The sequence below is a fragment of the Salegentibacter profundi genome, from assembly GCF_054121475.1.
Genome location: NZ_JBSYGG010000011.1, coordinates 53,462 through 67,339, shown reverse-complemented (window position 1 = coordinate 67,339; position 13,878 = coordinate 53,462). Strand labels below are relative to the sequence as shown.

General features: G+C 40.1%; 16 protein-coding genes. 6 read left to right on the top strand and 10 right to left on the bottom strand.

Features of this window, described 5'->3' with window-relative positions:
- The first annotated feature begins 5 nt into the window (after positions 1–5).
- Positions 6–1,232 carry an NAD(P)-dependent oxidoreductase gene (locus ACW6NC_RS13140; RefSeq protein ID WP_457866665.1) on the top strand — a complete coding sequence of 409 codons (1,227 nt, stop codon included), beginning with the start codon at positions 6–8 and terminating at the stop codon, positions 1,230–1,232.
- A 43-nt stretch (positions 1,233–1,275) separates the two neighbouring features.
- On the opposite strand, the gene ACW6NC_RS13135 is transcribed toward ACW6NC_RS13140, so the two are convergent.
- The 5 genes from ACW6NC_RS13135 to ACW6NC_RS13115 all read right to left on the bottom strand — a co-directional run bounded on the left by ACW6NC_RS13135 (position 1,276) and on the right by ACW6NC_RS13115 (position 3,660).
- Positions 1,276–2,034 carry an oxygenase MpaB family protein gene (locus ACW6NC_RS13135; protein WP_457866664.1) on the bottom strand — a complete coding sequence of 253 codons (759 nt, stop codon included), beginning with the start codon at positions 2,032–2,034 and terminating at the stop codon, positions 1,276–1,278.
- 23 nt (positions 2,035–2,057) lie between these two features.
- Positions 2,058–2,327: a hypothetical protein gene (locus ACW6NC_RS13130; RefSeq protein ID WP_457866662.1), complete on the bottom strand. Its 270-nt coding sequence runs from the start codon at positions 2,325–2,327 to the stop codon at positions 2,058–2,060.
- A 43-nt stretch (positions 2,328–2,370) separates the two neighbouring features.
- Positions 2,371–2,655, bottom strand: a complete 285-nt coding sequence (locus ACW6NC_RS13125; RefSeq protein WP_457866660.1) for a hypothetical protein — start codon at positions 2,653–2,655, stop codon at positions 2,371–2,373.
- Positions 2,656–2,724: 69 nt separating this feature from the next.
- A complete protein-coding gene (locus ACW6NC_RS13120; protein ID WP_457866659.1) occupies positions 2,725–3,033 on the bottom strand; it encodes a winged helix-turn-helix domain-containing protein in 309 nt (102 codons plus the stop codon).
- The gene (locus tag ACW6NC_RS13115) at positions 3,034–3,660 is read right to left on the bottom strand and encodes a hypothetical protein (RefSeq protein ID WP_457866657.1); all 627 of its coding nucleotides are present in this window, start codon (positions 3,658–3,660) and stop codon (positions 3,034–3,036) included. It lies immediately after the preceding gene.
- Between the two features lie 118 nt (positions 3,661–3,778).
- Between ACW6NC_RS13115 and ACW6NC_RS13110 the strand changes: the two genes are divergently transcribed.
- Positions 3,779–4,618, top strand: a complete 840-nt coding sequence (locus ACW6NC_RS13110; RefSeq protein ID WP_457866656.1) for an endonuclease/exonuclease/phosphatase family protein — start codon at positions 3,779–3,781, stop codon at positions 4,616–4,618.
- Between the two features lie 83 nt (positions 4,619–4,701).
- Here ACW6NC_RS13110 and ACW6NC_RS13105 read toward each other — a convergent pair whose 3' ends face one another.
- The 4 genes from ACW6NC_RS13105 to kdsA all read right to left on the bottom strand — a co-directional run bounded on the left by ACW6NC_RS13105 (position 4,702) and on the right by kdsA (position 9,271).
- On the bottom strand, positions 4,702–5,559 hold the full coding sequence (locus ACW6NC_RS13105) for a universal stress protein (RefSeq protein ID WP_457866654.1): 858 nt from the start codon (positions 5,557–5,559) through the stop codon (positions 4,702–4,704).
- Positions 5,560–5,570: 11 nt separating this feature from the next.
- Positions 5,571–7,193: a BCCT family transporter gene (locus ACW6NC_RS13100; RefSeq protein WP_457866653.1), complete on the bottom strand. Its 1,623-nt coding sequence runs from the start codon at positions 7,191–7,193 to the stop codon at positions 5,571–5,573.
- 26 nt (positions 7,194–7,219) lie between these two features.
- Positions 7,220–8,371, bottom strand: coding sequence for a hypothetical protein (locus ACW6NC_RS13095; protein WP_457866651.1), 1,152 nt, complete (start codon positions 8,369–8,371; stop codon positions 7,220–7,222).
- A gap of 81 nt (positions 8,372–8,452) precedes the next feature.
- Positions 8,453–9,271, bottom strand: a complete 819-nt coding sequence (kdsA, locus tag ACW6NC_RS13090; protein ID WP_457866649.1) for a 3-deoxy-8-phosphooctulonate synthase — start codon at positions 9,269–9,271, stop codon at positions 8,453–8,455.
- Positions 9,272–9,419: 148 nt separating this feature from the next.
- Between kdsA and ACW6NC_RS13085 the strand changes: the two genes are divergently transcribed.
- The 3 genes from ACW6NC_RS13085 (at position 9,420) to ACW6NC_RS13075 (ending at position 12,262) form a co-directional block, all read left to right on the top strand.
- Complete coding sequence (locus ACW6NC_RS13085; protein WP_457866648.1) at positions 9,420–9,905, top strand: DinB family protein; 486 nt, start codon at positions 9,420–9,422, stop codon at positions 9,903–9,905.
- Between the two features lie 239 nt (positions 9,906–10,144).
- Positions 10,145–11,944, top strand: a complete 1,800-nt coding sequence (gene typA / locus ACW6NC_RS13080; protein WP_457866647.1) for a translational GTPase TypA — start codon at positions 10,145–10,147, stop codon at positions 11,942–11,944.
- Between the two features lie 60 nt (positions 11,945–12,004).
- Positions 12,005–12,262: a uroporphyrinogen decarboxylase gene (locus ACW6NC_RS13075; RefSeq protein ID WP_457866646.1), complete on the top strand. Its 258-nt coding sequence runs from the start codon at positions 12,005–12,007 to the stop codon at positions 12,260–12,262.
- Positions 12,263–12,294: 32 nt separating this feature from the next.
- On the opposite strand, the gene ACW6NC_RS13070 is transcribed toward ACW6NC_RS13075, so the two are convergent.
- On the bottom strand, positions 12,295–12,978 hold the full coding sequence (locus ACW6NC_RS13070) for a cell division ATP-binding protein FtsE (protein WP_457866645.1): 684 nt from the start codon (positions 12,976–12,978) through the stop codon (positions 12,295–12,297).
- A 148-nt stretch (positions 12,979–13,126) separates the two neighbouring features.
- Between ACW6NC_RS13070 and ACW6NC_RS13065 the strand changes: the two genes are divergently transcribed.
- Positions 13,127–13,699: a DsrE family protein gene (locus ACW6NC_RS13065; protein WP_457866643.1), complete on the top strand. Its 573-nt coding sequence runs from the start codon at positions 13,127–13,129 to the stop codon at positions 13,697–13,699.
- Positions 13,700–13,878: the final 179 nt, after the last annotated feature.

The window sequence follows — 13,878 nt, the reverse complement described above, 5'->3', positions numbered from 1 at the left end:
CAGAAATGATAAAATTCGCTCTTATAAAAGAACGTAAGACTCCGCCTGATCGCAGAGTGGTTTTTTCTCCCCAGAAACTTCAAGAAATACGCCAAATGTTTCCTGAAGCTGTATTTAAGGTAGAGAGTTCTGATATCCGTATATTTTCTGATGAAGCCTACCGGAAAGCTGGTTTTGAAGTAGCAGACGATGTGTCGGACTGTGATGTGATGTTAGGAGTTAAGGAAGTACCCTTACCAGCTCTTATTGAAGATAAGAAATATTTTTTCTTCTCACATACGGTCAAAAAACAACCTTACAACCGGGACCTTCTAAGAGAAATCCTTAGGAAAAAAATTGAACTCTATGACCATGAGATGATCGTAAAAGAGAATGGGGCGAGGTTAATTGGATTTGGTCGCTATGCTGGACTGGTAGGTGCTTACAATGGTTTTCGAGGATTAGGCCTTAAGGAAGGTTTGTTTGAGCTTCCAAAGGCAGAAAACTTACCTGACCTCAATGCTATGTGCGCTGAACTGGATAAGATTGAGATTCCTCCAATGAAAATTGTATTAACAGGAAGCGGCAAGGTTGCAGGAGGAGCCAAGGAAATCCTTGATCATTTAGGTATACAAAAAGTAGGAGTAGAGGATTACTTGAATAAGGAATTTGATGAGGCAGTATATTGTATTATTGACGTATTGGATTACAATAAACGCAAAGATGGTATTCAAAAGAACAACAAGGATTTTTATGATCATCCCGAGGAATATGAATCTGATTTTATGCGATTTACTAAGGTAAGCGATATGTTTATTGCCGGGCACTTCTATGGAGAAGAAGCTCCGGTTTTCTTTACCTCTGAAGACCTGAAATCCTCTGATTTTAAAATTAAGTATATCGCCGATATCTCTTGCGATATTAATGGTCCTGTACCCAGTACAATCAGGCCTTCAACTATAGCAGAACCCTTCTATGGTTATGATACTCGAGAGGGAGTGGAAGTGGATTTCAGGCAAAAGAATGCTATTCTTGTTATGGCTGTTGATAATCTGCCCTGTGAACTTCCAAAGGATGCTAGTGAAGGCTTTGGAGAAATGTTTTTAGATCATGTGATCCCTGCCTTTTTTAATAATGATGAGGATGGAGTACTGGAAAGGGGAAGAATGACCCGCGCTGGAAAATTAACTGAAAAGTTTAAGTACCTCGAAGATTATGTAAAAGGTGAACCAATGAATCAAAATGATACTTAAGGGGATCCTATGCTAGATTATTTTTATAGAAAATGGTCTGTCTTCATTTTTGATCCAGGGCGTTTATTTCTTTACGGTAAGCTGAAGGGATAATCATTGCCCTTAGAAGGTGGTCAAGTTTAATTTTATGACTTAGTTTGTAGGGAGGAATAAGGAGTTTGATTATTGAAAACTTTCGAAGCGATAAAAGTTGTCTTACTTTCTCTGGAGTAATGTATTTTTGGGTTTCCAGCAATAAGTAATAACGTACAGGACCTAGATGTTTTCTGTACTGCCGATAAAGATCAGTGGTGTAAGTCCCGGCTTCCAGGTTTTTGTTAAGATGAGACCGCCGCATTTCTTGATAGGCTTCAAAATCTTCAGGTAAACCTATCAAGTGCATTCTCTTTCCAACCTTAAGAAAAACTTGAAAAACCTCCTTTTTTTGCTTTTTGCTAAGCTTCTGCTCAAGGAGCTCATAAGATCTGATTGAATAATCGATGAGCATAAAAAGTACATCCCTGTATGCCCAGTCTGGAATCTTTTTTCCACGTTGAGATTCCACACCAGCATGAATGGCAGTGATAGAATCAATGGCCTTTAGAGCAGAATTCTTTTCAGAGAAAACGATATCCCGGGCGTAAGAAACAGTGGAGAAGAGCCTGCCCAGAGGATCACTGGGCAGCCTGCCGGTATAATAAAGCCAGTCTACTGCTTTATTCAGCGCAAACTCTGCCGAAGCGCCAGCAAAGATAAATAGAATGGTATCCCCTTTTCCCCATATTTCTCGAACTATCGAGCCTTCATCCACAAAATACTCCATTACTTTTTACTTTATGTTTTTAGCTACCAACCATACATTTCTGCCAAATCCCCAACAGCTAAAGTTCCCCAAAGAATTATTAAACCAAGAAGGAGTTTAATCCAGAATGGAATAATCAATCCAGTTTTCTCCTTTAGCAAGCTATTTAAACCTGGGGGAAAAATACAGGAAAACAATATGTAAAATATTCCTGGAACCGGATGTATTAGGATAAGATTTAATATTCCCAGTATTACAAAAACCACTGTGAATATCCAGCTTATCATACCTGAAATGGTGAATTTTACAGCCATTGGATTTTATTTAATATCGCAATAAAGAATTTTTAAAGTCTAATTAACTCCCCGCTAAAGGTGTACCAAAGATTCCTACGGCCAATTCCGCCCAAATGATGATTAGTATGGCAAGGATGATTGCTGATAAAAGTATCCGGTTTTTCAAGATTTTTACTTTTCTCAAGACTAAATCGATGGCCAGGCCAGTGCCTAAAAGCAACACTGCAGCGATGAAAAAATCAAATGGTGACCAAACCACCTCCTGGCTGAATTGCATAGCGATCAAAGGAATTAACAGGAGGAGGGCAACTAAGCCTACGATCAAAAAGAGTCTCTGGATTTTCATAATAACTGGAATTAGGTTTGTAATTTATTTTACGCTTTGAAATTCAAAGTATGTTGATAAAATTTTTTGTTATGTTTTGGTATTGTTTTGATTTAAAAGGTTCTCTATGGCCTCGATATGTTTTCTGAAATCTTCTCTTCCGATCTTTGTGCTGCTGTATCTGGTATTGGGTTTCCGATCTATAAAAGACTTCTGAACCTTGACGTATCCCTTTTTTTCCAACGCCTTCATATGGCTTGCAATGTTCCCATCCGTGGCACCGAGCACCTCCTTAAGGGTATTGAAATCAGCATATTCATTGACCATAAGTACACTCATAATTCCCAGCCTTACTCGATTATCAAAGGCTTTATTAATATTCTCGATGATGTTTTTCATCTATAGCGGTTTGCGTTCATACTTGTTATACATCCAAATACCATAAAGGATGTGGAGTAGGCCAAAGCCTGCTGTCCAGAAGTATAACCCGTAGTTCAGAAACTGGGTTGAAATGAGTCCTAATATAAGGTTGGTATATCCCAGAGATTGAAGGTCGCTAAAGGTATATTTGCTGGCATGAATTAAAGCCAGACCATAAAAAATGAGCATTGAAGGCACCAAAAGATCATAGAGTCTATACTGCAGCAAAACCAAACAAAATATTCCACCGGCAAAAAGAGGTGCAAAAAAGTTGATAGCCAATCTTCTACTTGTATTGTCCCAGATCTTTTGATGGTTTCTTTTTGCCTTACGGGTAGTGAGGACTATGGCAGTGCCAATGGCCAGGACCAGTACTGCAATGGCCAAATAAAATAACTGTACTGTTAGATTATCCTGGTTAGTTGAGGCTGACATATAGCCAGCTTTACTGTGCTCAGAGAGTAGGTACCCAGCGAGAGTAGCACCAATAATCGCGTAGCAACCAGCGAACACCCCGGCCAGTCCGCTTAAGGAAATAAAGCGGGAAGAGCGATTCATCATCTCTTTTATCTCGCTTAGATCACGTATATACTTTTCGTTTTCCATTTTAAAGTACTTTGAATAACAAAGTTACATAAAAGATTTTTATAAACAGCAATCCGGTAATTTTATGCATTATTGTAAATTGTGATTCTTAATGAACTTTACTAAAAATAAAAATCCTATGAAATATATCTTTTGCCTATTTGCATTTCTTTTTTTACAATTTCCCACTCAGGCCCAGGTTATAGAAGCAATGTCCTACAATATTAAGTACCAGAATGAATCCGATGGAGAAAATTCCTGGTCTAAACGAAAGGATTTCCTTACCAACCAGATCAAATTTTATGAACCTCAGATACTAGGAGTACAGGAAGCGGTATTGGGCCAGCTTAACCACTTAGAAAATGAGATGAATAATTATAAATATATCGGTGTTGGCCGAGATGATGGAAAAGAAGCGGGAGAATTCAGCGCGATTTTTTATAAGCTGTCGAAAATAGATATCCTTGATCATGGAACCTTTTGGCTATCCGAAACTCCCGGGCAAGTATCGGTCGGGTGGGATGCTGCTATGGAGCGGATATGTACTTATGGAAAATTCAGAGATAAGACCTCAGGTAAAGATTTTTGGGTGTTCAACACGCATTTTGATCATATTGGTAAAAAAGCCAGAGCCAATAGTGCCAAGCTGATCTATGAGAAAATCTCACAATTAAATACAGAAGGGCTTCCTGTGATTCTAATGGGGGATCTCAATCTGGAACCAGATACGGAGGGAATACATTTCCTTTCAGAGAAGATGAACGATTCCAAAAATATAGCTGAACTCGATTTCGGTCCTGAAGGTACATTTAATGGGTATGATTTTAGCAAACCGGTTAAAAGAAGGATCGATTATATCTTTACCAGTGATGATATCAAGGTGTTGAAATATGCCGTATTGAGTGATTCCTGGGAATTAAAATATCCTTCGGATCATTTGCCTGTTTTTGTTAAGCTGAAATTGGAGTCACCCCAGTAATATTATACATACTAACCGGAATCGGTATTGAACCGATCCCGATTCCCATTACCTTCCCACAGGATTGTTTTTTTATAATCCTCCTATTTGGTGATCCATAAGGGGGAAGGTAATTCCTGGTTAAAAATTTCATCGGTTACACTACCTACCATTAAAGCTGAGACAGCATTACTGCCTTTGTCGCTTAAAATAACCATGTCTGCATTTTCTTTTTTAGCCTCAGTTAAGAGTTTCTCGCCGATACTTGCATCCCGGCCGGGAAAGATCTTGATCTCACTTTTTTGCTCGTAATTGAGCTTTTTTAAGAATTTCTCCGCCTTTTCCCTTATGTGCGTTTCAATTTTCGGGGCCATCTCTTCTTTAACCAAATAAGGAGTAAATTGGACTGGTACATTAAATACGTGAACCAGATTGATTTTGGCTGACGTGAGGTCTTTAAGGCTGGTTCCTCTTTTAAAGGCCTGCTGAGAAGGTTTGGAAAAATCTGTTCCTATCCAAATATTATTAATTGCAGGTTGAGCCGTAGGAGGAATACTTAGTAAATCACATTTAAGCATTCGCAATAATTTACTGCTAACCACACCACTTCCTTTTCCCGATGGTTTGTTACCTAACATAGCAAGATCGATGGAGTATTTATGGGAGATGTAATTAATAAGCGATTCTGTATAGGGATCTTCAGAGATTAAAACCTCCCAGGGTGTTTTGCTTTTGAAAGAGGAAGAAATCTTTTCATCGAGTTCATCCCCGATAATCTTGTCCAGATTAAGGTCTTTTAATTCTTCTTTGAAGAGTTCTGATATTTCGTATTTTTTTATATTATGGACAAAATATACCTTTTCTACCCCGAGTAAATCAGAGAGAAACGAGGCATATTCAATTAAGGTGTCATCGGTTTTAGAAAGGTCTAAGCCTACCAGGATATTTTTTATTGCTTCCATGACTTGTTAATTTATTTTTTAGAAATCGGATTTTCTTTGCGTTTCTTGACAATGTTCGCCACGATTTCTTCATAATTCTCGAGTTCCTTTTGAGATTCTTTTTGTTTTATTTTCTTCAGATCTTCATCCAGGCCTTTATATAGGGAATAACACATAAAAAGGAGGATGAAAGCAAAGGGAAGACCGGTTACGATCGATGCCGTTTGGAGGGCCTGAAGACCGCCACCTACCAGCAATACTGCTGCAACGGCTCCTTCGGTAAGGGCCCAAAAGATCCGCTGTCCTACCGGAGCATCAATTTTTCCACCAGAGGTTAAACTATCGATTACCAGTGAGCCGGAATCGGAAGAGGTGACAAAAAATCCTGCAATGAGAAGCACCGCCACAAGGTTTAATACGATCGCTATAGGATATTCCTCCAGAAAGACGAAAAGAGCAATCGCCACGTCTTCATTAACCGCATCCACAATTGCATTATTGCCCAGTAGGGCTTCCTGGAGAGCTGAGCTTCCAAAAGCAGAGATCCAGAAAAATGTCACCAGGGACGGCACGATCAAAACTCCAAGAATGAACTCCTGAATTGTTCTACCCTTAGAAATTCGTGCAATAAACATCCCTACAAAGGGGGACCAGGCTATCCACCATCCCCAATAGAATACCGTCCAGCTATTTTGCCAGTCATTGCCGGTATAACTTTCGGTCCAGGTAGCTGTTTCCAGGAAACTGTAGAAATAATTCCCTGTATTCTGAACAAAGGATTTAAAGATAAATATCGTCGGACCCAGTACTAAAACCAGTAATAATAAAAGAACCGCAATTCGCATGTTCCATTCACTTAAAACTTTGACTCCCTTGTCGACTCCTAAAACCACAGAAATTGTTGCGATAAGTGTGATGCCTGCTATTAATATGACCTGGGTTGTGATGCCTTTGTCTATAGCAAAGACATGTTCAAGGCCGGCGGCTATTTGTTTGACCCCTAAACCCAGGGAAGTTGCCAAACCAAAGAGAGTGGCTAGCACGGCAAAGATGTCTATAATATTCCCAATCCTTCCATATATTCGATCTCCTAAAAAAGGATAGAAGACCGAGCGGATGGTTAGAGGCAAGCCTCTGGAATAAGCAAAATAAGCAAGGGCAAGGCCTACCAGGGCATAAATAGCCCAAGCATGAAAACCCCAGTGGAGAAAGGTGAAGTTCATCGCCTGTCGGGCCGCTTCCGGGGTGCCACCTTCTGTCATTGGTGGACTGTTGAAATGGAAGACAGGTTCGGAAATACTCCAGAAAAGTAATCCTATACCCATACCTGCACTAAAGAGCATGGCAAACCAGGATAGGGTTTTAAATTCTGGTTTGGCCTTGGGCCCGCCTATCCTTAAATTTCCAAATTTACTAAAGGCCAGGTAGACCATAAAGATCAGGTAGACGTTCACCGAAAGGATAAAAAACCAGCCTGCATTGTTGGCCACAAAATTCTGAATACGGTCAAAATAAGATTCAGCCTGTTCCTGGAAAACCAGGGTTAATACAATACTTGCAATGATTATGAAAGTAGAGGTAAAGAAAACCGGACCATTAAGCTCCAAGCCAAAAATGCTCGTTCTTTCGTCGCTTCTTACAACTTTTTTTGTCATAGTTTCAGTGTTCTTAATTAGTTGGTTTAGAAATAATATCCAAGGTTAATATTGAACCTTGCCTCCCATTTGGCATCTGGGTTTCCCTGTGCAAAATCGTCAATAAAGTTACCCCCTAGCCAGGAATGGTTATACCCTGCCGCATAGTCTATATAAGTATAAATCTGTCCGGCGGTCACCAGCACTCCAGTTACATTCATATAGGAATCGGTAAAGGATTCCTTTCTTTTTTTCATAAAGCCAAAATCGTTGTAAAATTCCAGGTTGGAAATAGGGCCCCAGTTTACAGGAATATTTCTGGAAATAGCCAGGGAATATAATTCAAAATCGGAGGCAACCTGGTAAGGTGCTCCATAAGCTGCCATGGTGATTTCATCGGAATTCTCGCCCGGAACATTTGCCGGGTTGTGCCCAGCGGTAAGGGCCTGGGCTTTTAGATTCCATCGCTTATGCGTAATTTCATAATGTGCCGCAAGTCCATAATGGTCCCCTGTTTCTTTGGTGTCCAGGTTATAAAGGGAACCATACTGAGCGGAAAATCCTAAACGGTTTGCCGCTTGGTCCCCGAATTTATAGACGAATTTTCCGTTGAATTGATTGATCTCTTTATTTCTTCCGGCCACATCATAGGAATAACGGCTTGGAGAAGACTCCGTTTCATTCCCAAATCGTAATTCTTCAGAATTTTTGAAAAAGGCAAGATGGTATTCAAAGGTCTCACCGTAATGGACATATTTTATCCCCATATCGTGGTCGTCTTCCAGACCCATGTAATAGGTGAGATTAAAGAACCAGTTATGAGAATTGTATTGCTGAATACCAAAGGGGACCTGGGTTAATCCAACTTGTATTTCATCCAAATCATTAAACCAGTAACCCATCCAGCCCTGTTTCATTACCCCGCCGCCAAAGGCATTAGCGTATAAGCGGTATTCCGCATTGAGGTATACCCCTTTATATTTTGCATTGAAGTTTACCCGAAAGATGTCATATCCAAAATCTCCTCCTCTGTTTTTTTGATCGTCTTTCCAGGAGGAAAGATTATAGTTATACCTAAGGGCCCCACCGACATCAATTTCAGGCTGATCCTGGGACTTACTTGTTAGCGGATATAGCAATATAGTCACAAGGAAAAAAAGAAAAATTCTGAGTCTCGATGAACTTAAGCAACAGTGCATTAGGCAACAAATTAGTTAGTTGCTTAAAGCTAAGGAATTAATTAGAAAACAGCGATTCAGGCTGGAAAGCTTAAGAAAACTTTAAAATTCATTTATCGTTTTCCTGATCTTTACCAGGCGCTTTAATAAAGCCTCGAGATATTGTAAATCCAGCATGTTGGCTCCGTCACTTTTTGCATTTGCCGGATCGAAATGAGTTTCGATAAAGAGCCCATCAACATGGTTCACAACGCCGGCGCGGGCTATTGTTTCGATCATATCAGGTCTGCCCCCTGTGACTCCACTGGTTTGATTGGGTTGTTGTAAGGAATGCGTGACATCCAGAACCGTAGGTGCAAATTCTCTCATGGTGGGAATGCCACGGAAATCTACAATCATATCCTGATAACCAAACATTGTTCCCCGATCAGTGACCATTACCTGCTCATTGTTGCAGTCCGTGACTTTAGTCACGGCATGTTTCATACTTTCAGGACTCATGAACTGGCCCTTTTTTAGATTAATAGTCTTTCCGGTATTGGCAGCAGCCACTACCAGGTCTGTTTGTCGCACTAAAAATGCCGGAATCTGTAATATGTCAACGTACTGGGCAGCAAGTTCAGCATCGTCCACTTCATGAATATCGGTGATGGTCGGAATATTAAATGTTTCGGAGACTTTACGAAGGATTTTAAGGGCCTTTTCATCCCCAATCCCTGTAAAACTATCTATACGACTCCGGTTAGCCTTTTTAAAAGAGCCTTTGAAGACATATGGAATTTCAAGTTTATCGGTGATTTCAACCACTTTTTCTGCAATGCGAAGCGCCATATCTTCACCTTCGATAGCGCAGGGGCCGGCAAGGAGAAAAAAGTTATTGGAATCTATATGTTTTAACTGCGGAATTTTATCAAGTCTCATATCAGAATTATTTCATGTGCAAAGATAGCTGAATTCGGTGGCAGGTGCAATTTTCCGGAAAAAAGGGAATTCCCTTATTTTATTGAGAAGAAAATAGCCCTTATTAATAGGATTTATCCGTATTTTTAATCCATTAATCCCCAGTGTAATGGAACTGCAAAAATGTCTTATCTCAGAGCTTCAGCATGAAGTGGTGCTTACCGAAAAATTCTTAAAGAGAATTCCACAGGATAAAATGAACTGGAAGCCACATCCAAAATCTATGAGTATCCGTCAACTAGCCAATCATCTGGCTGAAATCCCAAGCTGGATTACTGCTACCATGGAAATGGACGAAATGGATATGGAGGGCTATAAATCCCCCGATTTCGAAGAAATAGATGAAATTCTGGAGGTACTTCGTAATAATACGGCAGAGGCAGAGGCAGCCCTTAGAAAACCGGATTCCGCATTTGAGAAAAACTGGAAAATGATTAGTGATGGAAAAATCCTTATGGATATGCCAAAATTCAATGTACTTCGAATGATGGTATTAAATCAAATTCCGCATCACCGCGCGCAATTAGGAGTATATTTTAGACTTTTGGACCTTCCTGTTCCATCTACTTATGGGCCTTCGGCTGACGAGCAGTAATTGGTTTTAAAAAACAGGTTTCATCCCGGGATAATCTTTCCAGATACAAGCTTAATTTTTATCACCCATAAGACACTCTAGGCCATGTTCCGTTATTTATTCAGGTGCATCTCACTGAACAAGAGCTCGGAACGCACACAGTGTTACTTTTTACATTATTTTCCCATTTTCAGGATTTTAGCAGGGAATTCTTTAAAAATAGGCGTACCTTTGCAGACTTTTAAAAATGAGGCGCTTATATGACAGCTATTAAAAACATTGCAATTATTGCTCACGTTGACCACGGCAAAACTACCCTGGTTGATAAAATAATGTATCATTGCCGCTTGTTTCGCGACAATCAAAATACCGGGGATCTTATCCTTGATAGTAACGATCAGGAACGGGAACGCGGAATTACCATTACTTCTAAGAACGTTTCTGTTGTTTATAAAGACACTAAGATAAACATCATTGATACCCCTGGTCACGCCGATTTTGGTGGAGAGGTAGAAAGGGTATTAAATATGGCCGATGGGGTACTGCTTTTAGTAGATGCCTTTGAAGGACCGATGCCTCAAACCCGTTTTGTGCTTCAAAAAGCGATCAACCTGGGGCTTAAGCCTTGCGTGGTTGTAAATAAAGTGGATAAACCCAACTGTACTCCGGATGAGGTTCACGAGAAGGTTTTTGATCTTATGTTTGAACTTGGCGCCGAGGAATGGCAACTTGATTTTCCAACTGTCTATGGTTCTGCCCTGAATAACTGGATGAGTGAAGATCCGGATGTTAAAACCGATAATATAGAGCCGCTTTTGGATATGGTTCTTGAACATATACCTTCCCCGAAAATTGAGGAAGGAACCACTCAAATGCTAATTACTTCTTTAGATTTTTCTTCCTTTACCGGAAGGATCGCCATTGGCCGACTTCAGCGTGGAACCCTCAAAGAAGGGATGCAGGTTTCTCTTGTAAAACGAGATGGGTCCATCAAGAAAACCAAGATAAAGGAACTTTTTACTTTTGAAGGGCTTGGCCGTTTAAAGGTTCAGGAAGTGCAGGCGGGCGATATTTGCGCCCTGGTTGGATTGGAAGGTTTTGAGATTGGTGATACCATCGCTGACCTCGAAAACCCGGAAGGGCTTAAAACCATTGCTATTGATGAGCCAACCATGAGCATGTTGTTTACTATCAATGATTCGCCCTTTTTTGGTAAAGATGGTAAATTCGTGACCTCACGACACATAAAGGAACGTTTAACCAAGGAGCTGGAAAAGAACCTTGCTTTAAGGGTTGAAGAAACCGATAGTGCCGATAAATTTCTAGTTTATGGTCGTGGAGTTATGCACCTTTCTGTGTTGATAGAAACCATGAGAAGAGAAGGTTATGAACTTCAGATTGGTCAGCCACAGGTAATTATCAAAGAAATTGATGGGGTGAAAAGCGAGCCAGTAGAGGAACTTACCATTGACCTTCCTGAAGCGGTTTCAGGAAAAGCTGTGGAAATGGTAACAATGCGAAAAGGAGAGATGCTAAGTATGGAAACTCGTGGTGAACGTATGATCATCCAGTTTTTGATCCCTTCCAGGGGGATCATAGGTTTGAGAAACCAGTTACTTACTGCCACTGCAGGAGAGGCAATTATGGCGCATCGCTTTAAGGAATACCAGCCATTAAAAGGTGGAATTCCTCAAAGGCAAAATGGTTCTCTGATTTCAATGGAAAAAGGAAAAGCTATTCCTTATTCCATCGATAAGCTTCAGGACCGTGGTAAATTTTTCGTAGATCCGGGTGAGGATATTTATGAAGGACAGGTTATCGGTGAGAATTCCAGGCAGGATGATATGACGGTAAATATCACTAAAACCAAAAAGCTATCTAATGTTCGTTCTTCAGGAGCGGATGAAAAAGCTAAGATTGTACCTGCTATCAAGTTCTCCCTGGAAGAAGCACTTGAATATATTCAAAAAGATGAGTATGTCGAGGTCACTCCAAAGCATATCAGACTCAGGAAGATCTATCTTACCGAGAACGAGCGTAAGAGGAATAAAATAGTTTAAGATATTATAATAAAAGGCGCCATTGCAAAAGCAAAGGCGTCTTTTTTATTTCACTGACACATGGAAATTTTAGGAATAAGTCTTACGGAATGGATAGGTTATATCGCTTCGTTTTTTGTGGCCATTTCTTTCTTTATGAAGAATATCATTACCCTACGGATCGTCAATTCCATTGGCTGTATTGCCTTTATTGTCTATGGAGTAATGATAGATTCCTGGCCGGTAATCGCTACCAATGCTATAATTGTAGGCGTGAATTTCTACTACCTATTTATCAATAAGACTACTCGGGTACTGGCAGATGAGGTTAAGCCCTAAACAACAAATTCAGCATTGACCGGACAAGGTTATCAAACGGACTTTTGCACCACCTCGAATACTCTTTGTCCATCACATTTCAAGGTCTTTGAAGGGTATTTCAGTAAAAGTGCATAATCGTGCGTGGCCATAAGAATAGTGTTTCCATTCTTACTTATATCCTGAAGAACTTCCATCACTTCTACCGAGGTTTGGGGATCGAGGTTCCCGGTAGGCTCATCAGCAAGGATAAGTTCAGGATCATTGAGCAATGCTCTTGCGATAGCCACTCTTTGCTGTTCACCTCCTGAAAGCTGATAGGGATATTTAAAGCCTTTGCTTTTCATTCCAACCTTATCCAGCACTTCATCGATCTTATGCTCCATTGCTTTTTGATCTTTCCAGCCGGTGGCTTTCAGTACAAAAAGCAAGTTATTTTTAATATTGCGATCAGTAAGCAATTTGAAATCCTGGAAGACAACCCCGAGTTTTCGGCGTAAATAGGGGATATCTTTTTCCTTCAGAGTCCTAAGGTTATAATCAACTATGGTGCCTTCACCTTCAGTAAGTGGCAGGTCCCCATAAAGGGTTTTCATAAAACTACTTTTTCCCGTTCCGGTTTTTCCAATAAGGTAAACAAACTCCCCTTTGTTAACGGTTACATCAACTTCGGATAAAATAAGGCTTTCCCTTTGATAAATAGCGGCATTTTTAAGGTCCAGGATGGTCTCTGACATAGTTTTAGGATTTAAGGGTAAAAGTAAGAACTAATTTCACATAGTCAAATAGGTTCTAGTCTAAGATTATTTAAGAATAACGAGAATAATTAAATTGAGATTGTGGTAAACAATTGCTTATTTTTATAGCCTTTAAATACCAAATTCTATGAGATCAGTACTATTAGTAATCCTAAGCCTTGTTTTCTCCATTAATTTCATTAATGCCCAAAAAGGCGATGCGCAACATCCTATTGTTAAAGGTTATGGAGGCGTGTATAAAATCGAGGCTGCGGTTGAAATTCCCGAAAACAAACCAACCAAGCTCCTGGTCGATCTGATGAAGGCGGAAACCAGCAGAGGTAATCCTAATGCTGCTCCTGATTTTTCGAAACCCATCTGGGGACTGATAAATACGGCACGTTTGATGAATCTACACGGGGTAGGGGGCGTCTCAAGAGAAAATCTTGAGGTAATCCTGGTGGTTCACGGCCAGGCCGTGATATCGCTTCTCAATGATGAAACCTATAAAAGCTTTTTTGAAACCAATTACGATAACCCAAACCTGCCTTTACTTGAAGCCTTGCACAAGGCCGGTGTGGAAGTAGTGGTTTGCGGGCAATCTCTTATCGCCAGAGATCTGAAGAAAGCTCAGTTATTTGAACATACAAAAATAGCGCTGTCTGCATTAACCACAATTTCCAAAAGAGTGCAGGAAGGTTATGTAGTATACAACTTCTAATGCTAAGCTTTTTTTAAGTAGTCTGGGGACCTCTTTAGAGAACTGTATGTCAGTTTTTTGTGGGCCTATAGTATAAGTCCCCGAACATTTAAATAATTCGTCTGTCTAAATAACTTCTTTTCCAGGACAGGTAATGGGATTCTATTTTTTTACCCTTAACATAATTATCACTTTAAACC